Origin of the sequence: Streptomyces sp. NPDC002785 (genome assembly GCF_040295565.1) — a bacterium.
Classification (GTDB): domain Bacteria; phylum Actinomycetota; class Actinomycetes; order Streptomycetales; family Streptomycetaceae; genus Streptomyces.
Window position 1 is genome coordinate 1 of record NZ_JBEOVN010000027.1, and the last position, 26,385, is coordinate 26,385.

At 69.8% G+C, this 26,385-nt stretch carries 23 protein-coding genes; 20 read left to right on the forward strand and 3 right to left on the reverse strand.

The genetic code is table 11. The features are described from left to right. The first annotated feature begins 570 nt into the window (after nt 1-570). Both ABTZ94_RS10005 and ABTZ94_RS10010 read left to right on the forward strand, forming a co-directional pair. On the forward strand, nt 571-2,967 hold the full coding sequence (locus ABTZ94_RS10005) for a DEAD/DEAH box helicase (protein WP_351199331.1): 2,397 nt from the start codon (nt 571-573) through the stop codon (nt 2,965-2,967). 201 nt (nt 2,968-3,168) lie between these two features. Then, nucleotides 3,169-6,318: a DUF3560 domain-containing protein gene (locus ABTZ94_RS10010; RefSeq protein ID WP_351199333.1), complete on the forward strand. Its 3,150-nt coding sequence runs from the start codon at nt 3,169-3,171 to the stop codon at nt 6,316-6,318. Between the two features lie 196 nt (nt 6,319-6,514). Here ABTZ94_RS10010 and ABTZ94_RS10015 read toward each other — a convergent pair whose 3' ends face one another. Then, nucleotides 6,515-7,801, reverse strand: coding sequence for an NsdA family TPR-like regulatory protein (locus tag ABTZ94_RS10015; protein ID WP_351199335.1), 1,287 nt, complete (start codon nt 7,799-7,801; stop codon nt 6,515-6,517). Between the two features lie 172 nt (nt 7,802-7,973). Between ABTZ94_RS10015 and ABTZ94_RS10020 the strand changes: the two genes are divergently transcribed. The 3 genes from ABTZ94_RS10020 to ABTZ94_RS10030 are packed head-to-tail and all read left to right on the forward strand — an operon-like array spanning nt 7,974 to nt 8,830. After that, nucleotides 7,974-8,258 carry a hypothetical protein gene (locus ABTZ94_RS10020; protein ID WP_351199337.1) on the forward strand — a complete coding sequence of 95 codons (285 nt, stop codon included), beginning with the start codon at nt 7,974-7,976 and terminating at the stop codon, nt 8,256-8,258. A gap of 18 nt (nt 8,259-8,276) precedes the next feature. Then, nucleotides 8,277-8,450: a hypothetical protein gene (locus tag ABTZ94_RS10025; RefSeq protein WP_351199339.1), complete on the forward strand. Its 174-nt coding sequence runs from the start codon at nt 8,277-8,279 to the stop codon at nt 8,448-8,450. Further along, the gene (locus tag ABTZ94_RS10030; RefSeq protein ID WP_351199341.1) at nt 8,447-8,830 is read left to right on the forward strand and encodes a DUF6415 family natural product biosynthesis protein; all 384 of its coding nucleotides are present in this window, start codon (nt 8,447-8,449) and stop codon (nt 8,828-8,830) included. The genes ABTZ94_RS10025 and ABTZ94_RS10030 overlap by 4 nt, the downstream gene beginning before the upstream one ends. 36 nt (nt 8,831-8,866) lie before the next feature. Here ABTZ94_RS10030 and ABTZ94_RS10035 read toward each other — a convergent pair whose 3' ends face one another. Both ABTZ94_RS10035 and ABTZ94_RS10040 read right to left on the reverse strand, forming a co-directional pair. Next, nucleotides 8,867-9,097: a hypothetical protein gene (locus ABTZ94_RS10035; RefSeq protein ID WP_331736136.1), complete on the reverse strand. Its 231-nt coding sequence runs from the start codon at nt 9,095-9,097 to the stop codon at nt 8,867-8,869. A 94-nt stretch (nt 9,098-9,191) separates the two neighbouring features. Further along, nucleotides 9,192-9,368 (reverse strand): hypothetical protein, encoded by a 177-nt coding sequence (locus ABTZ94_RS10040; RefSeq protein WP_351199343.1) that lies wholly within the window; start codon nt 9,366-9,368, stop codon nt 9,192-9,194. A gap of 646 nt (nt 9,369-10,014) precedes the next feature. Here ABTZ94_RS10040 and ABTZ94_RS10045 point away from each other — a divergent pair. The 15 genes from ABTZ94_RS10045 to ABTZ94_RS10115 all read left to right on the forward strand — a co-directional run bounded on the left by ABTZ94_RS10045 (nt 10,015) and on the right by ABTZ94_RS10115 (nt 26,363). After that, complete coding sequence (locus ABTZ94_RS10045) at nt 10,015-10,857, forward strand: hypothetical protein (protein ID WP_351199345.1); 843 nt, start codon at nt 10,015-10,017, stop codon at nt 10,855-10,857. A gap of 116 nt (nt 10,858-10,973) precedes the next feature. Further along, nucleotides 10,974-11,222, forward strand: coding sequence for a hypothetical protein (locus ABTZ94_RS10050; protein ID WP_189282085.1), 249 nt, complete (start codon nt 10,974-10,976; stop codon nt 11,220-11,222). Next, complete coding sequence (locus ABTZ94_RS10055; RefSeq protein ID WP_351199347.1) at nt 11,219-12,235, forward strand: conjugal transfer protein; 1,017 nt, start codon at nt 11,219-11,221, stop codon at nt 12,233-12,235. The genes ABTZ94_RS10050 and ABTZ94_RS10055 overlap by 4 nt, the downstream gene beginning before the upstream one ends. Then, nucleotides 12,235-12,552 (forward strand): hypothetical protein, encoded by a 318-nt coding sequence (locus tag ABTZ94_RS10060; RefSeq protein ID WP_351199349.1) that lies wholly within the window; start codon nt 12,235-12,237, stop codon nt 12,550-12,552. Before ABTZ94_RS10055 ends, ABTZ94_RS10060 begins: the two co-directional genes overlap by 1 nt. Further along, nucleotides 12,549-12,806: a hypothetical protein gene (locus tag ABTZ94_RS10065; RefSeq protein WP_351199351.1), complete on the forward strand. Its 258-nt coding sequence runs from the start codon at nt 12,549-12,551 to the stop codon at nt 12,804-12,806. Before ABTZ94_RS10060 ends, ABTZ94_RS10065 begins: the two co-directional genes overlap by 4 nt. A 125-nt stretch (nt 12,807-12,931) precedes the next feature. Next, nucleotides 12,932-13,498 carry a hypothetical protein gene (locus ABTZ94_RS10070; RefSeq protein ID WP_351199353.1) on the forward strand — a complete coding sequence of 189 codons (567 nt, stop codon included), beginning with the start codon at nt 12,932-12,934 and terminating at the stop codon, nt 13,496-13,498. A 6-nt stretch (nt 13,499-13,504) separates the two neighbouring features. Next, nucleotides 13,505-16,108, forward strand: a complete 2,604-nt coding sequence (locus tag ABTZ94_RS10075) for an ATP-binding protein (protein ID WP_351199355.1) — start codon at nt 13,505-13,507, stop codon at nt 16,106-16,108. Then, nucleotides 16,105-18,714 carry a hypothetical protein gene (locus tag ABTZ94_RS10080; protein ID WP_351199357.1) on the forward strand — a complete coding sequence of 870 codons (2,610 nt, stop codon included), beginning with the start codon at nt 16,105-16,107 and terminating at the stop codon, nt 18,712-18,714. The genes ABTZ94_RS10075 and ABTZ94_RS10080 overlap by 4 nt, the downstream gene beginning before the upstream one ends. Beyond that, entirely contained in the window at nt 18,711-19,823 is a 1,113-nt protein-coding gene (locus ABTZ94_RS10085; protein ID WP_351199359.1) for a C40 family peptidase, read from the forward strand. The genes ABTZ94_RS10080 and ABTZ94_RS10085 overlap by 4 nt, the downstream gene beginning before the upstream one ends. Before the next feature lie 439 nt (nt 19,824-20,262). Next, on the forward strand, nt 20,263-20,598 hold the full coding sequence (locus ABTZ94_RS10090) for a hypothetical protein (protein WP_351199361.1): 336 nt from the start codon (nt 20,263-20,265) through the stop codon (nt 20,596-20,598). After that, entirely contained in the window at nt 20,595-21,092 is a 498-nt protein-coding gene (locus tag ABTZ94_RS10095; protein WP_351199363.1) for a hypothetical protein, read from the forward strand. Before ABTZ94_RS10090 ends, ABTZ94_RS10095 begins: the two co-directional genes overlap by 4 nt. Beyond that, entirely contained in the window at nt 21,089-23,347 is a 2,259-nt protein-coding gene (locus tag ABTZ94_RS10100) for a type IV secretory system conjugative DNA transfer family protein (RefSeq protein WP_351199365.1), read from the forward strand. Before ABTZ94_RS10095 ends, ABTZ94_RS10100 begins: the two co-directional genes overlap by 4 nt. Then, on the forward strand, nt 23,347-24,297 hold the full coding sequence (locus ABTZ94_RS10105) for a replication-relaxation family protein (RefSeq protein ID WP_351199367.1): 951 nt from the start codon (nt 23,347-23,349) through the stop codon (nt 24,295-24,297). The genes ABTZ94_RS10100 and ABTZ94_RS10105 overlap by 1 nt, the downstream gene beginning before the upstream one ends. Before the next feature lie 657 nt (nt 24,298-24,954). Continuing rightward, entirely contained in the window at nt 24,955-25,485 is a 531-nt protein-coding gene (locus ABTZ94_RS10110) for a hypothetical protein (RefSeq protein WP_351199369.1), read from the forward strand. After that, nucleotides 25,443-26,363, forward strand: a complete 921-nt coding sequence (locus ABTZ94_RS10115) for an ATP/GTP-binding protein (RefSeq protein WP_351199371.1) — start codon at nt 25,443-25,445, stop codon at nt 26,361-26,363. The genes ABTZ94_RS10110 and ABTZ94_RS10115 overlap by 43 nt, the downstream gene beginning before the upstream one ends. Nucleotides 26,364-26,385 lie beyond the last annotated feature (22 nt).

Here is a 26,385-nt window from a genome sequence, read left to right on the forward strand (position 1 = left end):
TCCCGCTCCGCGGGATATGCCCCGGCAAGCCGGGGCATAGAGCGCCGAATTGCGCAAGCGCAATTCGCATTCCCGCGTAAACGCGGAAATGGATTCCGCAAGACGGAATCCTGAAAGGGAATCAATTCACGCAAGCGCGAATTGATGAGCAATCACGCAAGCGTGATTGCCGGGCTGGCAGCAAGGGGAGTGCATCACGCGCGGGCCTGTGTAGGGCCTGGGAATCCCAGCCACCACCGCCGCAAACGGGAGTGACGGACCGTCGGCCCGATCGAGTGCCGGCCTCACCGCAGTGACGGGTTCCGCTGCGCTCCACCCTGACCACTCCCCCACCCTCGAAATCGCTCCGTCGCTGCTCAACAACACCCCACCAACATACACGATGAATCGCCGCTACAGACAGGAATCGGCCAAGTATCAGCCGCGGGTGCGAACCTGCCGCGCGGGTGATGCATCACAGGCTCTGGCTGTGTAGCATCTGTTACAGACATCAGCACCCCCGGCCCCTCGCGTCGCGCCGGATTTCCTTTCTGATTGCGCGCCGAGTTCCGCGAAAAGGAGAACACGGGAATGGCCGTGAAACTGCGTGAACACCAGATTGAAGCCGTGGCCGCCATTGTGCGTGGTCTCGATATCCCGCCGGGCGGCATTCCCGTGAATGGCCTGCGCGGGCAGGTGCACGCCGCGTGCGGGACGGGAAAGACCGTCATTGCTGCGGCGTCGGCAAAGCGTATTGTGCCCAAGGGCCGCATTCTCGTTCTGGTGCCGACGCTGGACCTTCTGACGCAGACCGTGCAGGCGTGGCGCGCGGCCGGGCACACGGGGCCGGCGGTTGCCGTGTGCTCGCTCCAGGACGACCCGGAGCTGTGGAACCTGAAGGTGCGCTCCACCACGAACCCCGTGCAGCTAGCTCTGTGGCACGGCGAGGGGCCCGTCACCATCTTCGGGACGTACGCCAGCCTCGGTGTCCTGGCGGAGGCGTTCGAGGGCGTCTACGGGCAGCAGCTCGCCCCGCTGGACCTCGCCGTAGTGGATGAGGCCCACAGGACTTCCGGCTCGATGGGCAAGGCGTGGGCCGACATCCACAACCAGCACGTCATCCCGGCGCGCCGCCGGCTGTACCTGACCGCGACGCCGCGGATCTGGCAGGAGCGCCCGAACTGGGAGGTCGCGGAGGGGGTGCGGGAGGCGCTGCCGAAGGAGATGGCGGCCTCGATGGATGACGAGGCCGTGTTCGGGCCGGTGCTCTACAAGCTGTCGCTGGCGTCGGCGGTGTCCCGTGGCTTGCTCGCGCGCTATCAGATCATCGTCCTGGAGCTCCAGGACCCGGTGGTCACGCCGGAGCGGCTGATGGGCGAGGAGCGGCGCAGTGAGGAGGTGCGCGGGCAGCGGCTCGGGGCGCTCCAGGCGGCGCTCCTGCACACGATGGAGCAGCATCAGCTCCAGACATGCATCACCTTCCACCACCGGACGATAGAGGCCGCGGCGTACGCGGAGGGCCTGGAGCGGGTGGCGAAGCGGCTGCACGCGGACCAGCCCGAGAAGTACCCGGCCACGGTGTGGGCGGACTGGCTGTGTGGGGAGCACGTGCCCGAGCGCCGGCGCGACGTGCTGGGGCAGTTCGGGTCCACCGCCCGGCGCGCGGTGCTCTCGAACTGCCGTGTCCTGGGTGAGGGCGTCGACATCCGCGCGGTGGACTCGGTGGCTCTCTTGGATCCCAAGGGCGCCCCGCACGACATCGTCCAGGCCATCGGCCGGGCGCTGCGTCAAAAGCCGGGACAAGGGAAACTTGCCTCTCTGATCGTGCCAGTATTTCTCCAGCCCGATGAACAGCCGGAGGATATGTTCACCTCGGGATCGTACCGGCCTTTGGTGAAGGTTCTTGAGGGTCTTCGGGCGCACGACGAAGAGGCCGTGGAATTGCTCGCGATTCCGCAGGAGCCGCAGAAGGACGTCGCGCAGCCGTCCGAGTACATCGGTGCAGCGCCCGGTGATAACGAGGAAGAAACCCGGCTGCTGCTCCGTTTTGCCGCTCCGCGTGATCCGGTGATGGTCGCGGACTGGGTTTCCTTCAACGTGATCGACACCGAGCGCCAGGACTGGGCGCGCGGCTGGGAGAAGCTGAAGGCGTTCACCGAGCGTGAGCTTCACGCCCGAGTGCCGTACGAGCACCGGGAAGGCGCGTTCCCGCTCGGGACGTGGGTCGCGGAGCAGCGCCGCGCGTTCGGGGCCGGGCAGATGACCGGACGTCGGGCGCAGCGGCTGGAGAAGCTGGGCATGGTCTGGTCGGTCGCTGATGAGCGGTTCCAGGAGAACCTGGCGGCGGCCCGGGTGTACTACGAGGAGCACTGGACGCTGTGCGCGCCCCGGTCCGCGGCAGCGCTGGGCAAGCCGGTGGGGCAGTGGCTGTCCAACCTGCGCCGTCCTGGTGCACTGGCCGAACACCCGGAGTGGGAGGCCGCGTTGAAGGCCGTGGACGAGGACTGGAACCCGGCCTGGCCGGCGGAATGGCAGCGGCACTACGCGGTGGTGCGGGAGATGCTCGCCGAGGAAAGCATCCTCGCCTACGTCGAACCTGGAGTCACCGTGCACGGGATGGACATCGGGAAGTGGCTCGCCCGGCAGCGCAAGCCCGAGGTCTGGACGGCCCTGACCGACGGACAGCGCGAACGCCTGGAGGCCATCGGCATCGTGCCGCACGCCCCCGAGCCGGAAGCGCCCGCGAAGCCGTCCACAACGGGCGTGAGCGCCTTCGAGCGAGGCGTGGCGGCCCTGGCGCAGTACAAGGCGCGTACGGGCTCGGTGACGGTTCCCAGGGCCCATGTCGAGACCGTTGTGGTCGACGCCCAGGAGCACGCCGTGAAGCTGGGCGTGTTTCTGTCGAACAGCAAGTCCCGGCGCGGGAAGCTCACCGCCGACAAGCTCCAGGCGCTGGCCGGGCTCGGGTTGGAGTGGGCGGCAGCGTAGCCGCGTTGGAGGAGCTGGCCGAGCTGGGGGTGGACTGCGGTAGACGTGCGTTTTGGTCTGATGATCGCTCCCATGCCCTTTCGAGTCGCAGTGCAACTTTCAGTGTCACTTGCAGTGGCACTGAAAGTTGGTTACTGTGGTTCCCGTAACAATCGCCAGGGGGCACCCGGCGGACCCTGCCGAAAGGAAGCCCGAGCCACCATGCGGACGTACGTACAGGGAGCATTCGAGGTCATCGAGTCCGAGGACAAGCGCGCGCGGTTCACGCTGCACACGGTGCCGACTGAGGACGTCGATCCCAAGGTCGTTCAGGGGTACGCGCGCCTTAAGGCTGAGTTCGTGGCGGAGATCGAAAAGCGCGAGGCGCACGCTCCCAAGTGGCGCGCGGCCAAGACGTCCGCCTCCGCGCTGCGCCTGCCGAAGTCAGCGGACGCCCCCGGTTTCGTCGCCGACCTGTTCGCCGTCGGTGACTGGGTCGAATGGTTCGAGGGAGACACGCGCATCGTCGGTCAGGTGTGGTCGCACGCTCCGCGCGCGGGTTCGTTCTGGATCACGACCGACCGTTCCGGCGTATCCGGCCGCGCGCACGTCATGAACCGGAGCAAGGTCCCTGGAAGCGGTACCGGCAAGGCAGCGCGGTACACGTACCGTGTGGGCGGGTCGACTGTCCGCAGCATGGGAGCGGCGGGGACGGACGTCGACATGTCGGGACTGCCTGACTCTCTGGGCATTCGGTCGGAGGCGCCCGAGTCGTACGCGGACCACGCCCCGCGGAAGGGCTATCAGCCATATGCCCCGGTGCCGGTGCACGTGGGTGCGGTCGAGGTGCGGGGGGATCGGGTGTGGTTCCCCATGGTGATTGACGGTGTCCGGATGGACGCGGACGCGCGCGGCGGTGGCGAGTGGCTCGTGTCGGTGCCCGGTGCCGGCCGTGAGTCGCTCGCCGTCGCGTCCGCACCGGTCGTAAAGGGCATGGTGACGCTGCGCGCTATCGGGATGCTGCGGGAGCTGCGGGAACGTGCGAACGGCGTCCGCTACGGCGGTAACCGTAAGTATGTGGTCCGTGAGGTGGAAGCGTTCGCGCGCGACTGCCACAAGTGCCAGGAACCGCGGGAGCGCACGACCGGCAACGGGCGCATGTTCACGTACGAGAAGGGCCTTACCCGCACCATGTGCGCGACGCACATCGCGCGCGCTCTGTCGTACCGCACGCACGACGGACGCCATCACGAGGTGACCACGGCCGCGGTTGAGGCTATCGGCGACGCACAGAAGATCATGAGTATGCGCGACAGCCTCGCGGCGCGCGCCATGGTCGCGGTGATCACGGGCGAGATTGACGCCCCGGAAGTCGCAGAGTCGGCGGCGGAGGAAACGCGCGCGGACCAGTCGGCCGAGACGTGCGCCAAGGCTGCGGAGGCAGCGGCGGACCGCGCGGAGCGCGCGGCGGAGGCAGCGGCGGAGTCCAAGGGAACGACGGACGCCGACGGCGCATGGTCGGACGCCGAGGCGGCGGAGCGCGCGGCGCGAGACGTCGAAGTGCGCGCCGCGCAGATTCCGGCGGAACGTGAGGCGTACGCCGACCGGGCGCGGGACGCGGTCAACCGGGCGCAGGATGCGGCGGAGCGTGCACGGTGTGCGGCTGACGACCGGCAGGGCGCGGCGGACGATGAGCGGTGCGGCATGGCGGCGGCGGACGATGCCGAGGTGGCGGCGGAGGCAGCGCGCGACGCGGCGGCAGCGACGGAGCGCTGGGCCATGAGTTGCCCCCGGGTGAGGGACTTCCCCGCCCTGCTGGCCGGTTGGGTGCGGGACGCGCGCGCGGAGGCTGCGGAGGCCACGCAGGCGGCGGAGCGTGCGCGGGCCGCGGTGACGTCCCGTGAGGCGGAGCAGCGCCCGTGGGGCCGGATCGAGTGGTTCACGGTCGCGGGTTCGTGCGCGGACGATGCGCGGGACGCGGCGAAGCGCGCGCAGCAGTCGGCGAAGCTGGCCGCGCAGGCCCGGGGGCGCGCGGACCGGATGGCGGCGGAGGTTGCCCCGGATGTGCCGGCCGAGGAGTCGGCCCCGGTCGTAGCGGGGCCGGTACGGGCGGCGCAGCAACGGGCCGAGGAGGCGGAGCGCGCGGCCGAGGAGGCGCGGCTTCGCGCCGAGCGACTCCAGGAGGCGGCCTCGGGCCACTACGGGCGGTTTGCGGGTGGTCAGCCGATCCTGATGGGTCACCACTCCGCACGGGGTGCGCTGCGGGACCGGGCGAAGGGTGACGCGGCGACGCGGCGAGCGATCGAGGCGGCGGATGCGGCGAAGCGTGCGGAGGGTGTCGCCCGGGGCGCGCGGCAGGCGGCCGAGCTCGCCGCGACCGTGCACGGCCGTTCCCGCCCGTGGGAGCGGGGGGATTTCCAGCCGGGGGACGTGGTCGAGGTGCGCAAGCGCTACACAGCGACCTATTGGGTCGTGCGTGCGAACGCCAAAACCCTCACGCTCCGGAACGCGAACACCATCGACGACCTGAAGGCGCGCTATGACCAGGTGATTTCACGGACGCGCGACGGGCAGACCGTCACCGATCCGGAGCACGTCGACACCCTGCCTCCTGTGCCAGCCGCGGCGGCGGTCGAGGAGCCGCGCGAACCCGCGGCGCAGTGGGTACCGGTGCCGGATGGGGAGCGGTGGGACTTCGCGCGGGTGCGGCAGGTACTTGCCCGACGTGATCTTGCCGAAGGCGACCTCGGGGTGTGTAACGGATGGCAGGTTGGGCCGGACATGTGGGACGTCATGATCACCCGGGTACAGGCTGGGTCACCATTCCGACCGCGCGGAAAGGCCCGGGAAAAGTGGGACGCGGCTTTCCGCGCCTACGGCGAAGCGGTCGAGGCTGCAGGCATGGCAGTCGTCCGCCGTAACGCTCATTGCGTCGTAGTTCGAGTGCCCGTGCCTGCCGAGCTGCAGCCGATCGCGCGGGCACGACGGATTGGCTCACTGGATTCGTCCACTACCAGCGTTGCATTCGATGGGTTCGACACCATCGGGGAAACCGTACAACTCCGGTCCGCCGGAGCCGGCGCCGCTACGTACGAAGTGCGGGATCACACCGGGCGCGGCATCGACGCTGCGCAGAATGACCGTCAGTCGGCCACTGCATCACTCGCGCACTGGTACGGACTGCCCACCCCTGCCGAGTACATCGAAGACAGCCGAACACAGAATCCGGCGGAGGCGGCAGCCCCGGCGGAGGCGTACTGGGAGCGGGCACCGCCGGGGAGCAGGCCGGCGCCCGGCCCGGGGAGAGGGAGGGAAAGGAAAAGATGCTCTTCCCCCAAGGGGGAAGAGGTGTCGGCGGCTACGTCACGCTGACCCACCCCCCTGACCTGCAGAAAGGCGGTCCAGCAGATCCACCGTTGGCAACCCGTTGCGCAACCCGTTACGCAACCTGTTACGCAACCTGTTAGGCAACCTGCGGATCCGCAGGGACCTTTCGACTAGGTAGTAGCAATGACGGATCTGCCGCGCGGCGGAAGATCCAGCAGCATGGCGTGGAAGAGCGGCGCGTTCAGGAGGCGCGGGCGCAGGTCGCCCAGTGTCTGCATGATTCGTACAGTGCCCGGACCTTGGGGTGGTCCTGGAGGACCAGGAGTGTGGCGCGCTGCTCGGGCCGGGCCGCGAGCAGTTCGTTGTGGAGTCGGCGTGCGGAGCCGGTCTTGCGCCAGGGGGTGCGGACCATCAGTTCGCTGAGTGCGTAGGTGCGTGTGCCGGTCTCGGTGAGGGTGTCGGCTGGTACGCGGGTGAGCAGTCCGCCCCACCAGCGGGCGCCGGGGGGAAGCGGCGCTCCGTAGGCGTAGCCGACGGGCTTTTCGAGTCCGCTGATCTCTGCGGCGGTGAGGAAGTTGAGCCATCGCGGTGCGGGTTCGGAGGGGTTGATGCGGTCGTGTGCGGTCTGGGCGGCGAGCAGGGCGCGGGCGGCGGCCGGGTGGTCGCCGGCGCGGGCGTGGCCGATGGCCAGGCGGGATTGGAGCAGGGCCGCGTAGCGGGGGTCCTGGCGGGCTTCGCGGCTGTTCAGGGCGGTCTGGCTGATGCGCAGGGCTTCACGGTGGTGGCCGCCGCGGCGGGCGTGGACCGCGAGGTCGGACCAGGCACGGGCCTGGGCCCGGTGGTTGGCTCCGAGGATGGCTCTCTGCAGCGCGGTGGTGCGCCACAGGTGTGCCGCTTCCAGGTCCCCGGCGTCGTCGGCGGCCCATCCGGCGGAGCTGCACAGTGATGCGATGGCGGTGTGGAGTACCTGCTCGACGCGGGGCCCGTAGGTGCAGTGGTCGGCTGCGGTGGACAGGCGGTCGAGGTAGGCGGTTGCGACGGTCAGGAGGGGTTGGCCTCCGATGGCGCTGAAGTGGGCGTCGAGGCGGTCGATCCGCTCGCGGGCGCGTGCGACGTCGGTCATCGACAGTCGGCCGCTGACGGGGGTTTCGTCGATGTTGAGGGCAAGGGCGACCGCTGCGGCGGCGGGCGCGGTGATGAAGCGGCGGCGGCGCACGGGCGCCTCCTTCGTCGGTGCGGGAGACCGTGGCGGGGCGGGCAGATTCGCGCTGTGTTTCCCTCTCGGGATGAAGCCGAGCGCCTGCGCCGGACGGTGGAAGAGCTGTTCCAGGGCGTGAAGGTAGCGAGTCCAGGGCCATTGGACTTCGCCGCTGATCCAGCGCCTGACGTGGCGGTCGGTGCACTTGCGGGGGTGGGTCTCTCCGAAGATCTGTGCGGTGATCCGGTTGATCTCGTTGGCCAGGCTCTGGTGCGTGAAGCCGTACTTGGCCATCACGGCTTCGAGTTGAGTGTTTCGCTGTCTGTCCATCGGTTCCCCCGTAGGTGCCGGTCAAGGCACAGACGGTAGTCCTGCCGCTATTCTTCCGTTGGTAAAACTGTCCGGTCCCTGCTCGGTACTTGCCCGGAATCTGGCCTGAGCCCACCCGAACGTGTCGCGGTTGTCTGGGAGTACGCCGACAAACCGTCCCTGGGGAGGCCCCATGCCGAACTCGTCCGGCCACCGCCGCACTGCCCGGCCCTTACCGGCCAGGGTGCGCAGGAAGATCGCGGCTCTCCGGGCCCCGGCAGTGGCAGTGGGCGGGGCCCCCGTCGCGCCGGTGACCGCGGTGGCGCTGTATGCCGTGGTCCCGGTGCCGGCCATGGAGCACCTGGTGACGGCGCCCCTGGCTGCGCACGCGGAGGCGCAGGGCTGGGTCGTTCCGGCCGGCTGCGCGGTGACCGACAGCGGGCCGCTCGACCAGGACACGGAGCTGCGGCCGGGCTGAGCACGGGTCCGCGCAGCAGTGGACGGCGGCCGGGTCGCCGGGATCGTCGTCCCCGCATTCGCGCACATCGCCTACCGCTGGCACGACTGGAACGCACAGCGGTCCTGGCTGCTGGGCCGGGGGCTGTTCGTCATCGCCACCGATCCGACCGACTTGGTCACGGGCCTGGAACCGGAGGAGTCACAGTCATGAGCGCGGTGTTGCACGACCCCGAGGCGCTCCTGGACCAGGAGCTGCCGCTCGACCGCGCGCCCATTACAGCGCTGGTCGATGCGATGCTGGCACGGAAGGACGCGAGCGGTCTGCGGGCGGGCGACTGCGCGCAGATCGCTCTGCTCCTCACCGGGCACGCCCGAATCGTCGCCGCCGAAGTCCACCGGCACTTCGAGGCCCTGGCCAAGGACAGTGAGCTGCGGCCGGTGACCGACCAGGTCCTTCAGGAAGCGAAGCGCCGCCTGTCGGTGACCTCCCAGACCACCCTCGCGCACGCGCAGCAACGGGCCCGGCTGGTGAAGGCGCTGTACCGGGCGCTGGACCAACTCCTCAAGCCGCAGCCGGCTCCATCCCCCTGACGTCTGTAGCTCGCCCCTCATGAGCGCGAGCGGCCGTCAGTCCAGCCATCCGATGTCACGGACTTCCAGGCCGTCGGAGTGGGCCACGCAGGAGATCCAGCACCGGGTCCCGAACTCGTCGACGACTTCCTCGCCGCCGGGCGCTGGCCACCGGTCGGGATGCTTCGCGACTTCGACGAGCAGGTCCTGCACCGCAGCCCGCGCCGCGGCGGACGGCAGACCGGCCATGACGTCCGCAGCGAGCCACTCCAGCCGTACGTACCGCATCCTGCACCCCCGTTGATCGGCAGGGACAGCACGCTACGGCGGAGCGGTCTGGTCCTGCCGTGTCCTGTGGATAACCCGGTGGTACGCCTCGGTGTCATCGGACGGCGGCGATGACACCGAGGCATGCCACCAGGACCGCCGCGGCGCCCGTGGCGACCATCAACGGTGTGGCGAGGACCGGATGCCGGTGCACGACGTAGGCGAGGCCGCCCACGACCAGGAGCGCGACGAGGGCCAGGAGGAGCAGGACCAGCAGGCCGAGCGAGGACATGGAGACACCTTTCATCAGGCACACGGGTGCCGTGCGCAGAGTGGAGCGTGGAGTCCGCCCGCCCCTTGCGTCCCTGGGTGGACATCGGACAGCGCGTCACCGGGATCCGATGACGGCGAACAGCACGATGGAGGACTCGGGGGTTAGCGGCGCAAGTCCCGTCGGACGCTCTGCAGACTCCCCGACATAGGCGGCCCATTCAACAGATTCAGAGGCTGGCGCCAGCTCCCGCGAATCCTTGAATGAACCGCTCGTGACCGCTATAAGGTGCAGCCACTCTAGGGGCACATTCGGGTGACCACGATGCCCTTTGACCTGGGCTTTTATGGATTCCTCCGTTTCATCCACGGACAGGACCTGGAAACGGGCAGGTCGGTCCCCACCCGTCGGCCGAGCTCGTCCCCGAGCGAGCGCTGCCGACTGAAGCGTTCATTTCGGGCGCGGGGCGACGCTCGGCCTTGCCGCCCCGGAGAGCCCGGAGCGTTGGTGCCGGCTCTCAGCCCGGCCCTCGCCGCGGTTCAGCACGGCGTACAGCGTGGGTCGGCTTTTGGGCAACCTCCTGACCTGCGCATTCGGGGGTTTGGGTCAGCGATCGGGTCAGGGGCGCTGAGCAGAGTTCACGGCATCACCTGAACGGGGAGCTGTCGTGACTGGACCACGAATCTTTGAGTCGCTGGATGCCGAATGGGCGTTGGCCTGCGCCGAGTCCGGGCGCGCCGAAATGGTGCTCGGCTGGCTGCAGGAGGGCGGGGTCGTCCTCAGCAGCGAGCGCGCGGCAGGTCTTCAGGAAGCGCTGGCCGAACTGGAGCACCGGGACCGGGTGCAGGGGCGTGCGCACAGTGACCGGTGGATGCGAGTGCTCCTGGAGCGTGCGGCCGGCGAGGGCGCAGGGGCGCAGTTGGCGGCGCGGGTGGTGGTCCAGGCGATGCTGCCGGGTGCGGTGCGGATGACGCAGCGACTGCTGCGGGCCAGCCGGGATTTCGACGAGACAGGGCAGGTCGTCGTCGCGTGCCTGTATCAGGTGGTGCGGCGGTATCCGCTCGGCCGGAAGGGCGGGGTCGCGGCGAACCTTCTCCTGGAGACGCTGCATCTGGCGAGCCGTGAGCTGAAGGCGGACACGGAGACGGACGCGCTGCCGTGGCACCCTGTCCTCGAATCCGCGGCCGTACCCGGCGAGCCGGCGGCGGACGATCCGGCGGAGACCGCCTGGCAGACGGCCCTCGGCCAGCAGGCCGTCGAGGCCGGGCTCATCTCGGCCGGTGAGATTCCGGACGGCGCGCGGGGCGAGCTGGTCGAGCTGCTGGTGTGGGCCGTGGCCGCCGGACTGCTCGATGCAGTGCGGGCGCGGGTGATCGCGGACGAGTCCCGGGCCGGGGCGCGGGAGAGCGCGCAGCGGGCCGGTGTGTCCGCTATTGCGTGGCGGCAGCGTCGGAGCCGGACCGTGCGGCAGTTGCGGGCGGTCGCTGACCAGTGGGTGCAGGCCGCGTGATGACGATTTCTCAGATTTCTCGGCTGCGGCTGTCACGTCTGGGGCGTGGGGGCTCCTTGGTCCGGGTGTGTGGCGGAACGGCTGCCGCACCTGGGCTTGGAAGGGGTGAGCAGGACGTGGCGGATCCGGTGCTCGCGACAGGGGACGGTGCAGACTTCGCGCTGCTGATGCAGGCACGTCGGCGGTTGCGTGATCTGGTGGTGCAGCTGGAGATGGCGCCGTTCGCGGACCGGACTGCGGCGTCCATGCGCGCCTATCTCGATGAGGATGCGGGACCGGCGCAGGCGGCGTTCGCCCGCTGGGCGGCGTTGCCGAAGGCGGCGCGGGACACGTTGGCTGCCCGGATGCGGCAGGAGCAGCCATGAAGCGCCGCAAGGAGCGTACGGAGGATGCGCTGCCGGCCGAGGCGGGCGGTTGGTCGCTGGGTTCCCTGGGCGCTGCGGCGAACACGGTGACGGTGATCCGCCGTACGGCTTGGGTCCTGTTGGTGGCCGGGCCGGTGCTGGCGGGGTGGGCGCTGGCGTCCCGGCCCGCGGTCGCACCGGCTGCAGCCCCGGTCCGTCAGGAGCAGCCTGCGGCCGGGCAGTCGGCGGGGCCGGGCGGGTTCGCCGAGCTGTTCGTGAGCGCGTATCTCGCGGCCGGGGAGGGCACGGAGGAGTCCTTGGCGCCGTTCCTGCCGAATGCCCGTGATGTGAGTCTGACGGCGGATCCGGGTGTGCAGCGGGCGCAGGAGCTCGCGGCGGTGCGGGTGCGTCTCGTGTCCTCCGGCTACTGGTCGGTGACCGTGGCTGCCCGGGTGGCCCCGGTCGGTACCGCGGACGGGAAGAAGGAGCCGGGGCCGGGTGAGGTCAAGGCCGGGCCGGTGCTGCGGTATTTCCAGGTCCCGGTCAGGACCGGTGCGGGGGGTGCCCTGGCGGCTGCGGCTCTGCCGGCCGAAGTGGGCGCGCCGCTGTCCGGTGAGGCTCCGTCGCTGGCGTACGGGCAGTCGGTCCCGGTCCGCAGTACCGATCCGGCTGCGCAGACGCTCACGGGATTCTTCGCCGCCTATCTCGCCGGCAGCGGTGAGCTCGACCGCTATCTGTCCCCCGGTACGGCCCTGGCGGCGGTGTCGCCCGCGCCGTACACGCAGGTCGAGGTGGCCCGGCTCGCCGAGGTCGGCACGAACGACCCGGGCAGCGCCGGTCCGCAGTCGGACGGGGCGCGCAGGCAGCTCCTCGTCGACATCATCGCGTCCGATACCGGCGGTCAGAAGCGGCCGCTGGCGTACGCGATCACGATCACCGGGCGGGGCGGGCGCTGGGAGATCGCATCCGTGGAAGGCGCCCCCGTGTTGAGCAACGAGCCGGCCGGGGCCGAGAAGAAGGAGACCGCGCAGTGATGGACATGACGGTACTGGCCGGGGCAATCGACGACGTCGACCAGCTCACCCAGAAGATCACAACTCTGCTGGTCGGATCGGTGATGGGGCTCATGGTGGCCGCGTCAGTGGCAGCCGCCTGGGCCAAGACGAAGTCGGTGCTGGCCGGCGGTGTGGCGTTGATCGGTGCAGTGGCGCTGTGGTTCGCGGTGATGAATGCCACGGTGTTCCGCGACAGCGTGGGTGAGGACATCGCGCCGGGCGGCTCCGCCAAGAGCGCGGGCGCCAATCACGCAGTGGTCCAGGTCATCGAGCCGGCGGACGGTGAGCGGCGATGACCGGCATTCTCGCCGTTGTTCTGATGGCGGTTCTGGTGTTCTTCTCGGTGTCGTATGTATGGGCCAAGATCCGTTCGCTGTTTTCTTCGGTCGCAGTGGTCATCGGCGCAGCGCTGTTCCTGTACGTGATCTTGTCCGCCGTGTTCCACGACGGCGTCGGTATCGAGGTCGGCTTCGGTGGTTCCGCGAAGAGCGCGGGCACGGTTCACGTGGCGGTCCAGGGGATCGACCCGCCGGCAGGTGTGCGGTGGTGAGTGGTGCTGCGGCGTCGTCGCCGGAGGTGCTGGTCGGCCGGTGTTACACCCGGGCGCGCCGTCACCCTTTGATGATCGGGAAGTGGCCTGGTGGGCGGGGACGGATCTGGGGTGGTCCGTACACGGTGCCGCAGATCGTGGTCCTGGCCGTCTCGCTCGCGGGCCTGGTACTGACGCGGGAGGTGTGGGCGCATTTCGGGCTGTTCAACTACGTGATCGCGCTCGGTGGGCCCTACGGGCTGTCGCTGCTGGTGCGTCACGTTCAAGTCGACGGCCGTAATCCGCTGGCGGTGGCCGCGAGTTCCGTCTCGCTGGTGACGCGGCCGTCCGGAGGGCGGCTGGGCGGTCGTCCGCTCAAGGCGCTGGGCAGTCACCGGCCGCTGATCGGGGTGTGCAGCGTCACCTGGGCCGCACCGCAACCCCGAGCGGAAAGCGGGAGCGCGGGCCATCCCGTACTCCGTCCGGTCCGGTCACAGGCTGCGGTGTCCCGTGCGATGGCCTCCGGCCGCAGCACCACGGCAAGCGCTTCTGTGCCCGAGAGCCCTGTGCCCGTCGGCCAGGAGGACGTCGGCGCAATCCGTGGAGCGGGTGGCCGACGGCCGGCGCCGGTCGCGGCGGCGTTGCTCGCCGCCCGGCGCCGCGATATCCGGTCCAGCGCAAGTGATGCGCCGGTGGCGCAGCGAGGGGAGTAATCCGCAATGCGGATGCCGATCCGGCATGTGGCCGGGAACGTGATGTGGACCGTGCACGGTCAGGTCTGGGCCGTCTACCGGGTGGCGGGGGCGGATGCCGCTCATACCTCGCGGCGGGCGAAGGAGCAGCGGCTGGGGCAGATGGAGGCGCTGGTCAAGGCGCTCAGGGGTGAGTCGATGCTGCTGAGTCTGTGCCCGGCCGTCGACCCGGCAAGCGTGGTCGCGAAGATGACCGAGGGGATCGACCTGGTGGCTTCTCCCCGGTACCGGCAGGCCACCGGTGTGCTGCGGGGGCAGCTGGAGCAGCTGGAGCTGACGGGGCGTACGGACTGGCTCGCGGTTCCGCTGCCCATGACGCGCGGGGAGTCGGCACGGGAGGTCTTCGCGGCGGCGCGGGCGGACGTTGCCCTGCAGCTGGGGCTGCTGCCGCGGCCGGTGTCGGCGCGCGAGGAAAACGAGCGCCTGGCCCAGGCGCAGCGTTTGTCGTCGGTGTGGCCGTCGGCCATTGCCCTGCGTCCGGCGACGACGGCTGAGGTTCTGTGGATCTACGGGCACAGTGCCCGTCGCGGCGTCCTCGAACCGGTCCTGCCGGACGGGGCGGCCCCTCGGATGCGGGGCCGGGGGCGGGGTGCGGCGGCGCTCGGCCAGGTGGTGCTCGCCGAGGGCGGCAACCTGCTCGACGAAGAACAGGTCTTGGGCAGCGGTGAAGTGTCCGGTTCCGGCCGGGCGGGGAAGCGCGCGGGGCGGCGGAAGGAGGGCCGCGGCAATCCGTTCGCGCGGCGCTGGCTGGAGGTGACCACCGAGTGGGGGCCCTCATATCAGGTGATGCTCGCCCTTTCCGAGATGCCCGAGCGGTTCGCGTTCCCCGGGTCCGAGTACCTGTCATCCCTGGACGCGTTCTCCTTCCCGGTGGACTGGGTGGTGCGCCTGCACGTCTCCTCCGGCACCGAGGCGGAGGCCAAGACGAGGCGTCAGGCGCGCGAGCTCGCCAACCAGTACAACGAGTACGAAGGTGAGACCGCGGGTGTCCCGGCCAGCGTCGACAAGGCGGTGGGAAGCCTGGACGAGTACCGCGAGCGGCTGACCGCCTCGCAGACGGAGGTCGAGGTCCGTGCCATGACCGCCCTGTGCGTATGGGGCGGCACCCCCGAGGAGGCCGAGCGTCGGGCCGGGGAGCTCACCGGGCACTTCGCCGGCAACGAGTACACCTTCACCCGCCCGCGCGGCGAGCAGGAGAACCTCTGGCACGGGATGCTGCCCGGTACCCGCACCCCACAGGTCATGGCCCAGTACGCGCAGTACCTGGTGGCGCGGGACTTCGCGATGGCCGGCCCGTTCACGGGCAGCGGACTCGGCGATGCCACGGGGCCCTTGTTCGGTCTGCATCTGGCCGGCGGCGGAGTCCGGCCGGTGCTGACGGACTGGACGCGCGGCCCACGGGAGAACACCTCGGCGACCGCAGCGTTCATCGGGGAGCTCGGTGCAGGCAAGACAACCGCGATGAAGTCGGCCGTGTACTCCGTGCTTGCCGCAGGGCGACGGATGCGGGGCGGCACACGGCGCGGCCGGGCCGTGATCGTGGACCGGACACCGCGGCAGGAATGGCTCCGCTACGCGCAGGCGTGCCCGGGTGAGACCGAGTGCATCACCATCGACGACCAGGCCGCCGTCTCCCTCGATCCGCTGCGCACGTTCACCGGGCGGGAAGCGCAGCGATTCACCGAGAGCTTCTTGACGCTGCTGCTGGGGCTGGCTCCGATGAGTGATGAGGGCATCGCTCTGTCCGAGGCGGTCGAGGTGGTGCTGGCCGAGCCCCATCCCTCGATGCGGGTCCTGGTCGAGGAGCTCACCAACCGCGGTGCGTCCGGTGATACGCATTCGGCGATGGCTGCCCGCCGACTGTCGGCGGTGAGGCGCAAGGACCTGGCCCGCGCGGTGTTCGACGAATCGCTGCCCGTGGTCCGCGGCTCCTCGGCCGACACCCTGGTCTTCTCGGTGTCCTCGCTCGCGCTGCCCACCAAGAGCGAACTGCGCGGCGGCGGGGACCGGCTGGACAAGATGGAGTTCGAGAAGATCTTCGGGCGTGCGGTGATGTACCTGATCGCCGCCCTGTCCCGGAAGGTCGCGTACGCGGACCTGGACGAGTTCGCACTCGTGGTGTGGGACGAGTGCTGGTGGCTGACTTCCAGCCCGGAGGGCCTGGCGCTGGCGCTTGAGCTGGTCAAGGACGGGCGCAAGCACAACGCGGGAGCGCTCTTCGGCGCCCACGACGCAGACGACATCGGCCCCGACAACGACGAGAACGGGCAGATCCTGCGCGGCCTGATCCCCCGCAAGTTCGTGTTCCGGCACACGGATATCAACCTCGCCCGCCGGGCCCTGCGCTTCCTCGGCTGCAACCCCGACGACGAAGACCTCCTCACCCTGGTCACTACCGGGCTGTCCCCCAACAGCCCCGAGCTCAGCGACGAGGAACGCGCGGCGCGGGCCGGCGAGTGCCTGCACCGCGATCTGACCGGGCGGATCGGCGCCATGCAGGTCACGCTGCCCGCCGACGAACAGGCCGTCGCCCACATCCACTCCCAGCCCATGCAGAGCGCAGCAGCATGACCAAGCGGGCCGCCGTACCGGCGGGAACACCGATACCGCGCACCCGGGCCCGGGGCATGCGCGTGCTGCGGGGGGTGAAGCGGTGGCTGCGTCCCGGGCGGTCCATGGCCGTGGGCCTGGCGCTGCTGGCACTGTCGTGCCTGACATCGCTGGTGCTGGCGACCGTGACGGCCAGCGCGGCCCCGGCACCGTCGCCGACGCCTTCGGTGGGCCCGACACTGCCCGGCCCGGACAACCCCCTCGACCCGACCCCGATGGTACCCGATCCGGGAACCTCGGGCAGGCCGGACGACTCCCCGCTGATCCGCAACGGGATCAAGGAGGCCGAGAAGAAGGAGAAGGCCGCCCGCGCCGAGTTCGACAAGCTCGTGGCGAAGTACAAGAAGGACCGGGCCGCGCAGGGCGGAGTGCTGTCCGCGTTCGAGGTGACCGACCGGGACGGGAATCCCGTCAGCTCGTACCGCGTCTACTCCGACACCGGGGACTGGAACGACTGGGACCTGAGCGTGGAGGGGTTCCTCGTCGAGATGATGTTCATGGGGAACAAGTGGATCGTCAGCTTCGCCTGCTTCCTCCTGACCTGGAGCCTGGCCTTCTCCCTGGCCGGGCTGATGCTCAAACCGGCGCTGCAGGTGTCGACGTCGCTGTACGGCGGGGTCGTCGTGCAGATGGGGCTGCCGGCGCTGTTCCTCACCTTCACGATGGTCGTCGCGTCGTGGCATCTGCTGTTCGGGAACCGGGTCCGGGGCTGGGGCGAGATGGCGGCGGCCCTGGTCATTTCCGCGCTCGCGCTCGGCGCCCTCGCCTCGCCCCCGCAGCTCCTGCTCAGCACCGACACCGGGGTGGTGGGCACGGTGCGGGCCCTGGCCGTCGAGACCGCCGCCCTGGTCCTGGACAAAGAGGCCATCGACACGAACCGGCCGACCACCGACAACGAGTGGGAGAAGAAGCCCTCCGGGTCGACCGTGGGTACGCAGGTCCGTTCCTCGCCGAGCGCGCTGGCCCGGCCCATCACCGATGCCCTCGTGGACGCGTTCGTCGCCCGGCCGGCCATGCTCCTGTCCTACGGGCGGACCTTCGACGGCAGTTGCGGGAAGAAGTTCCGCGATTCACGGATCCAGCAGGCCGTGTTCGACCAGCTCGTCGACTCCAAGATGGAGAAAGGCAAGTCCTTCCTCAAGGACCTGCCGGGCTTCGGGATCGCGCTGCCCGACAACGTCAAGAACTGGATCGTCGACACCGCTGTCGATGGCACCGCCTCCCAGATGCTGGAACAGGTCCACGCGGCCGGCCCCATCAAAGCGTTCGAGAAGGCATGCGTGCCGAACGCCGGCACGCTGAAGAAGGCGTCGATGGACAAGGTCGGCGGCGCGCTCTTCATGCTCCTGGCCGCATTCCTCACCTGCGCGTTCGTCATCGCCCTGGACTGTGCGTTCCTCTTCGCCCAGCTGCAGATCGCCATCGAGGCGATGATCGCGAAGGTGGCCCTTGCCGCGGGGATCCTGCCCGGCCCCGGCCGGGCCTGGCTGTGGGACCGGGCCGCGGCCATCGCCCGCGGTCTCGCCCTGATGCTCGCCTCCATCGCCGCCCTGTCCGTCTTCATCGTCGTCGTCAACGCCGTACTGAACACGCCGGAAAGCGACCTGCCGGGCGGTGTCACCGTCCGGTTCGTCCTCCTGGACTGCGTCTGCGTCGCCGCGTTCATCTACCGCAAGAAACTCGCCCGCTCCACCCGCGGAGCGGTGGCACGCGCCCGTCACCGCCTCGGCAACTCACCCCTGGGCGGTGCTTCCTCCCCCGCCCCCGCCAGCCCGCCGCGCCGCGGCGGGCTCGGCAAGGGCCTGCTGCTCGGCGGCCTCATGCTCGGCGCGGCCGTCGCCACCGGAGGAACCAGTGCCGCACTCGGCGGCGCCGGACGCATCGGCACCACCCGGCTCGCCACGCGCCTCGGCGGCCGGCTCGCCCACAGCAGCGGCCGCGCCGTGGCCGGGCTGACGAAACTCACCGGCCGCACCATCGAAGCGGGCGCCAAAGGCACCGCGAAGGCCGGGATGTTCGGCCTCAAGGCCACCGTCGGACTGCCGGTGTACGGGCCGCGCGCGGCCCGCAGGGTCGGTGCCGCCGCAACCGCTCTGCCTGGCCAGTCAGCCGGCAGAGTCAGCAGCGCCGTCCAGAACCTTCAGCAGGGCGCCCAGAGTTTCAATCGGAGTTACGTCCAGCCCGCCCAGCAGTTCGCCGGGGAGTACCGGCACAACGTGCGCTCCCTCGGCCGGATCGTCCGGGGCCGGCCCGGCCTCGGCCCGTACACCCCGCCGCCCAGGGCCACAGCGCCCGGTCCTCGCCGGGCACCGGCACCCCGCCCGGCCGGTCCGGCCCCTGCCCCCGCACCCCAGCCTGCCCCTGCACCGACGGTTCGGCGGCGCCTTGCTCCGCCGCGCGTCGCCCAACCGCCCTCCAGCGCAGCGCAGGCCATGCTCCAACAGCGCCTGCACCGCATGCGCCAGCAAAGGAACACCGGTAGCAGTGCCCCGGCGGCACCGGCACCCGCCCCCCTCACCCCTGCACGCAGGCCGCGGACCACGCCCCGCCCTGGCGGTCGCCCGTGAGCGGCCTGCGGAAAACGGCGCTGATCGCCTCCCCCGTGCTGGCCGCGGCCGTGGCCGTCGTCGGTGTCCTGGTGCTGTTCATCGCCGCCGTCGCGAACGGGGCGGCCGGACACGAGAAAGAGACCACAGCCCCGCCAGCTGTCCCCGGGGCGGCCCCGGGGACCGCGGCCGGCATCAGTCCGGTAATGCTGTCCGCCTACACCCATGCCGCCGCGACCGTCCGCACCCTGCGCCCGAAGTGCACGGGCATGCGGTGGTCCGTCATCGCCGGAATCGGCAAGATCGAGTCCAACCACGCCGCCGGGCGCAGCATCACGGCCAGCGGAGACATCAGCCCGCGCATCCTCGGTGTCCGGCTCAACGGCTCCGGAGCCGGAGGAAACACCAGCACCTTCTCCGACACCGACCACGGCCGGCTCGACGGCGACACCGCGTACGACCGGGCAGTGGGCCCCATGCAGTTCCTGCCCTCCACCTGGAACGGCCCCAGCGGCCAGGACGGAAACGGCGACGGCGTGAAGGACCCGCACAACGCGTTCGACGCGGCACTCGGGACCGCCGTCTACCTGTGCGGCACCGGGACCACGGACCTGTCCCGAACCGACCAGCTCCGCAAGGCGATCTACCGCTACAACCACTCCAACACGTACGTGGACGACGTCACCAGTCACATCGCCGAGTACGACCGCCTCCCCGCCACCGGAGACAGCACAGGTGGCTCGGCGACCGGCCGGGCCGGCGCCGTCGTCAACGCGGCACTGGCGCAGCGGGGCACCCCCTATGTGTGGGGTGGCGGCAGCACCACGGGCCCGACTAAGGGCGGTTACGACTGCTCGGGCCTGATGCTCTACGCCTTCTACCAAGGCGCCCGGATCACGCTTCCCCGCACCTCCCAGCAGATGCGGCACTCCGGCACCCGGGTTCCCCGATCGGAGATCCGGCCCGGCGACCTCATCGTCATCAATAACGACGGAAACTGGGGGCACGTCGGCCTCTACGCTGGCAACAACGCCATGATCCACGCGCCCCGGCCAGGGAAGACCGTCGAGACCACCTCAACGTCCGGGTACTGGGAGCGGTACGACTGGGACGTACGCCGCGTGCTCTGATACCGCCCCAACATCGCGCGGAAATCGCAGCTCAGCGCCTTGGCGATCACGACGGATCCGCCATATGCCCCCAGCTCACAAGGAATGCGTGATCCGCATACCGGCTCGGGTCCTGGCCGCCGGAATCAGGTCGTCCCGGTCCCGTTCCCCAGGGGGCGCCGACTCTTTCGTACGGCCGCAGTCTGGTCCTCGTCCGCCGGGAGATCACTCGGGGTGATCCGTTCCGCAGGCAACAGCCTGGGAGCACCAACGGCACGCAGGGGTGTCGCGGCGGCGGGACCAGTGCCAAGAGTTCGGCGCATCGTGCTCATCCCGACAGTCTGCACCGGAAATCAGGGACCTGATTCTCTTCCCGTTTGCCTGTCACGTTTTCGGTCTGCGAGTTCCTTGCGTAGGTAGGGACGGCACCGGGCCGTCCCCTGCGGGAGGCGCGTTGCGTATGGCACGGCACACTGCTGAGTTCCGGAGTGCAGCAGGGCGCAGTCGGCTGGATGCGGATGTCGAGGCGCTGATCAGCCTGTGCGGGTGGCTGGTCGCGGTGGTGTTCGTGGTCGGGTTCGTGCGCGGGTGGTGGTGGGGCGGGGATCTGCGCAACCTTCCCTGGGGACTGGGAGACCCGGCTGCGGAAGCCGTCGAGGAGCGGCGGGGATGGCCGCTGGTTCCGGTCCTGGCGGCGGTACTGGGAGCAGTGTGCGCGCGCTGGGTGTGGCTGGCGCTGGCCGATCTGGTGTGCGGGATAGATCCCCGGATCCGGCGCCGGGGGTGGCGGCTGTGACGGAGTGGCCCCCGGCCGTCAGCCGGTTCGATGCGAGTTGGTTGATCGGCACGTTCTGGGATGCCCGGTGGTGGGTGATGGGCGCCGCCGTTGCTGCGATGTGCGTCTGGCTGTGGGCACGGCGGTGGTGGCTGCGGCGTGCTCGGACCGTGTTGCGGGACCGGGCGGTGGTGGCCCTGGTACCGGCTGCGGACTTTGCCCCTTCGCTGGAGGAGATCGAGCGGCACGCGGCGCGGCTCGCGCGGGTGCCGGCGGTCGTGGGGTGGGCGCCGGAGCGGGCGTTGGGGGTGCGGATCCGGCTGTCCAGTGATGAGGGCCGGCTGTCGTACCGGTTGGAGGGTCCGGCTCGGGCGGCGGCGCTGCTGCGGTTGCGGTCCTTTCCCGATGTGGACGTCGTGGATCCCGGGGCCGGCAATGACGAGGTGCCCCGGATCCGGTTCGACGGCGTGCCCCCGCTCGAAACGGACGACCACGATGGAGATGAGGACGCGTGACGGTTCAGCTGGAGAAGGCGCTGGGCGACGAGAACATCGGCATGGATGTCCGTACGGACGGGGGCCGGTCGTATGTGGCGCGGGCGGAGTTGGTACTGGCCCGGCCCGATCACCGTCAGCTGACGGCCGCCGGTCTGGATCCGGATCCGCTGCAGCTGATGGCCGCCGCGTGCGCTCACGCGGACAGCGAGCGCGGTGAGCGGGTGGAGCTCGTGGTGGACCTGGTGCCGGTGGCCGGGCGGCGGGTGGCTCGGTGGCGGCGCCGGCTGGTGCGGCGTGCGCACCAGCGGGGCCCGTCGGCGTTCGGTGAGCAGCTGGGCGGGGAAAGGCAGGCGGGGGTGGGCAGGTCGCTGTGGTCTCAGGTTCTCGCGGGCCTGGACGGCGGCAGTTCCCGCAGTCGTCAGGGTCAGAGGGCGGGGCGGGTTCCCCGGTCGTCGGATCTGGCCGAAGGGGTGGGCAAGTTCCTGCCGGGCGTGGATACGCAGGTATTCGCGGTGCAGGTGATGGTGCGGACGGTTGCTGGTCACCCGGTGAAGGCGCAGGCGCTGCTGCATCAGGTGATGGCGGTGATGGATGCCTGGTCGGGGGAAAACTGGTGGCGCCCGGTCGGGCCGCGGACGGGTATGTGGCGGCCGTACAGCAGCGTCTGGTGGCGCCGCCGGAGCTTCGAGCGGCGCTTCGGGTCAGGTGAGTTCGCGCCTTCGCGTCGGCAGTGGGTGACCTCGCGGGAGATCGCCGCACTGCTCAAGCCGCCGTCGGTGCACTGCACGCCGACGAACGTGGTGCGGACCGGGGGTGTGGTGCCTCCGGCGCCGTCGCGGCTGCCGAAGTGGACCGGGCAGCGGGGTGTGGTGCCGCTGGGCATGGTGACCGGTGCGGACGGGCGGGTGCGTCTGGCGGCTGTCCCGCAGAAGGACGTGCTGTTCGGTGCGTCCTTCGGGCGGTCGGGCTTCGGGAAATCGGAGCTCGCTCTGCTCCAGGCGCTGACGCTGGCGTATGCGGGGTTCGGGGTGTGGTTCCTGGATCCGCACGGTGCGGCGGTCCAGAGGGCGCTGCCGTACCTGACGCATCCGGCGGTCGTCGATCGGGTGCAGCTGATCGATCTGAGCGTGAAGGATCCGGCGGCGCGGATCGCGTCGTGGAACCCGTTGTCGATGGAGGGGCGGGACGGGGCGCAGATCCAGGACGTGGTGGGTGCCGTCGTCGGTGGTCTCGCCTCGGCTCAGGGGTGGGGTGACCGGGCGCCGCGGGCGCGGGCGATCCTGTCCCACGCGGTACAGGTCCTGGCCCACTTGGCGTTGCTGATGTGTGAGCGGGGCCGGCCCGACCTGCAGCCGACGCTGTTCTCGATCACGCGGCTGCTGACGGACGAGCTGTGGCGGATGCAGGTGCTGGAGCAGCTGCCGCGGCGGCTGTCCCGGTTCTGGCGGCACACGTTTCCGAAGTACGAGGGGAATGCGGTGCCGGTCGTGACGCAGATGCTGGAACAGCTGGAGACGTCCGATTCGTTGCGGGCGTTCCTCGGCCAGCCCCGCTCCAGCTACAACGTCAGGGAGGCGATGGACGAGAACAAGGTCGTGCTGCTGCGATGCTCGGGCACCGGGGGCGGTGACCAGATCATCACGAGTCTGCTGCTGTTCGACCTGTTCCTGGCGGGGCTGTCGCGCGAGGGTGAGCCTCCCGAGGACCTGGAGACGATGTTCGCGTTCGCGGACGAGCTGACCGCGATCGACGGCGCTTCGCGCGGGTACGTGGCGGCGATCCTGGAGCAGCTGCGGAAGTACGAGGTGCGGCTGATGGGGCTCACGCAGATGGTGATGCGGCTGTCGGAGGAAACCCGGCAGGCCCTGATGCAGAACCAGTCCCTGCTGTCCGCGGCGGGGGCGGACAGCGACGAGGCCGCGTTCGTCTCCAGACGTCTGGCCGGGGTCGCGTCCACGGTGCTGGAGCAGCTCGCGAAGTACCAGTACGTCATGTCGACGATGCTGCACGGGGAACGCGTCAGCCCGTTCCGGGTACGGGGTGTCGCGGTGCACCAGGTGCTGGCCGACTACCACCGCCCCGACCTCCTGCCCGGCCTGGTCGCCGCGATCGACCGCAACCTCGGGCGCCGGCCGGTCGGCGAGATCCTCAAGGCACTGGACGGGGACGACGAGCGGCTCCCGGGCCTGGACGACATGCTGCTCACCCATCTCACCAGCCACACCCCGGCCGCCGGGACCGTCGAGGCCGCCGGCCAAAGCGAGGTGGGCTGATGCCCCTCACCACTGCTGGGCCCCAGGCCGCCGGCCTGTCCCGCCTCGGGCAGCAACTGCTGCCGATCCTGTACCAGCACCGCCTCGTCGCCACCAGCCAGCTTCACCGGCTCCTGACCCCGCACACGAAGCGCCCGGTGTATCTGCTGCGCCAGCTCGGGCACCTGCGCACGATGGGCCTCGCGGAGTCCGCCGGCCGGCGCGCCGGCCGGATGGGACGCTGCGAGCAGCTCTGGTACATCACTGCGCTGGGCTGCGAGATCGTCGAGGCCGCCGGAGAGGTCACTGCCCGCTCGTACCGCATCAGCCCGAAGGCCGCCGCCTCCCAGCTCCAGGAACACACCCTCGCCGTCGTCGACACCGGTATCGCGTTCACGCAATGGGCCGGCCGACTCGGCGACGAGTGCGGGCCGCTCGACTGGGAGCCGGAACTCGCCCACCGTGTCCGCGAGGGCGACAGCCGCCTCGGCGACGACGCCTTCTTCATCCCGGACGCGGTGCTGCGCTACACCCGCACAACTGGGGAGCGGCGTCAGCTGTTGACGCTCTTCCTGGAGATCGACCGCTCCACGATGCAGGTGGCCCGGCTGGGCCGGAAGCTCGACACCTACGCCCGCTACGCCTCCTACATCCCGCAGCCGCCGGGCCGCCGCCAGCAGGTGATCACCCGGGAAGCCTGGCGCGAGCGGTATCCCGTGTTCCCGCGGCTCCTGATCATCCTTTCGGGGGCATCTGAACGCGTGCTGCAGCGCCGTACCGAGGATCTACGGGCGCTGGCCTCCGCCAACCCCCGTATCGCGGAGGGAAACCTGCTCCGTGTGGGCGTCACCACGGCTGAACTCCTGGGCAGACATGGCCCTTTCGCTCCGATCGTGATGCCGGTACTCGGTGACGCAGAACGCACCGACGTGCTGCTGACGGCGCATTCCGAGCCCGGAATGATCACGTGATCCGGAATGCCGCACCAATGCCGATGAGTCGACAAAACCGGTTCCCGCATTCACGCCGTCCTGCGGCCCTGCTGCCATTCCAGGCGGATGCGGAACGCACAATCCCGCACGTCGGGATCCCGCCATGCGGGATTGTGCCGATTTACGGCGGATGCCATAGATCCGAACTGCAAGAACAGGCTGGGCTGTTGGTGACTCTTTGCGTACTCTGCGTACCAGACCGGCAGGTCTCTTTTCTTCGCCGGGTGCACGGCAGAGCCGCCAATCTGGCGGACTTGCGCAGATGGGAACGGGTTGTGGCATATGCGGTAGGGGGCAGCGCGGCATCGACGCCGCGTGCGGCCTGTCCCTCTCTTCGCAGAAGAAACGACCGCTGTTCAACGACTGCATTCATGGTCGCGGCAGTGTCCTTCTCCGCCCGTCAGTCTCCATCACGAGCAATCCACGGCCAGAACCGAGCATCTCGCACGTTGTGCCATCGCAACAGCAGTCATTCACCGCCCGGGTGACTGCAGGCGCAGATATAGACGAACGGCAGGGGGAATCTTGCTCACTCACTACACACGGGGAGGCGTAATGGCGCCGTCATCGAGTCATTGGCGTGGTGCACGGACAGTCGGCTACCGCGTTACCTGCTCGGCTCTCACGGGGCTCTCGTTGCTGGCGCTCGCGGCGTGCAGCAGCAACGGCAAGACGGCAGAAGCCAAGGACCCTGGGCACACGCCCAGCAGCTCGCCCTCCGCGCCTCCTTCTACGGAGCCGGCCGATCCCTCGGCGGCTTCGAAGACCGCTGTCCTCTCGGTGTACGGGCATTACTGGCAGGAGCAGGTGAAGGCGTACGCGAAGGCCGACACCAAGGGCACCGACTTGAGGAAGTACGCGACCAAAGACGCCCTGGGGCGTTCGATCGGCGATGCCCTGAGCCTGAAGCAGGCGGGCAACATCATGCGGGGTGCACCGAGCAACGACGCCGATGTCACGTCCATCGACCTGGACAAGAAGATCCCCAGCGCAGTGATCAAGGACTGCCTGGACGTCTCCGGCTGGGAGACCGTTGAGCGCAAGTCGGGGAAGGTGCTCCCCTTCGCCGATGACGCACTGACCCGCTACGAGACCATCGCGACGGCAGAGAAGTGGGGTGCGCAATGGCTGATCACGAAGGTCGAGCCGCAAGAGCGCGGCTGCTGACGGCGTTTGTCCCGCTCACCATAGGGGCAGCCCTCGCTTTCGCTGTTCCCGTCGCCGCTCATGCCGACGACGGTCGCGGCGGCTCGGTTGGCGACTGCGCCGGGAGGGTCGGATTCGTATGCCTCTCCGTGCACGACCGCACAACCACAAAGCCATCAGCCGGCAAGAAGCCGAGGCCGAAAGACAGAACCGGCACGAAGCCGGTCGAAGTGTGTGTGGTCGAGCGACTGCAACCTCAGCCGCCGGCCAGCGACCCGGTGTGGAACGGCCACTCACCGAAGGACGGGGCAATCTATCTCCGCATGTGCAACTGGCAGGCCGTCGGTGCGGCAGCTGTGGGTGCCGCATCAGCTGCTCCACAGATCTTCTGGGCTGCCGCTCCGCCTGCAGTAACGGTCGATCCGCTCCAGCTCGCTCATGAGGCGGTGGACAAGATGAAGCTCACTGGCCCGGACATCGCTAGTCCGAGGGCCGATGGCGTGTATGCGGTCGGCGTACCGATGTGGTTGTGGGCGGATCGGGCCCCCACCACGTACGGACCGAATTCGGCATCGGCCACAGCCGGCGGCGTCACGGTGACGGCCACCGCCAGAGTGACGAAGATCGTGTGGTCCATGGGGGACGGCAAAACCGTTACGTGCACGAGTGCTGGCACTCCGTACAAAGCGTCGCTGGGCAAGCGGCCATCTCCGGACTGCGGTCACGTCTACCGGAAGTCATCGAAGGACGAGAAGAACAACGCCTACCACGTTGCAGCGACGTCAACGTGGTCGGTGGACTGGCAGGTGACCGGTGCGGGCGGGGAGAACGGTCAGTTCACGGAGACGCGGTCCTCGCAGCTCGATGTCGTGATCGGTCAAGTAAAGGTTCTGAACTGATGGAAAGGCCGAACGTCCTGTG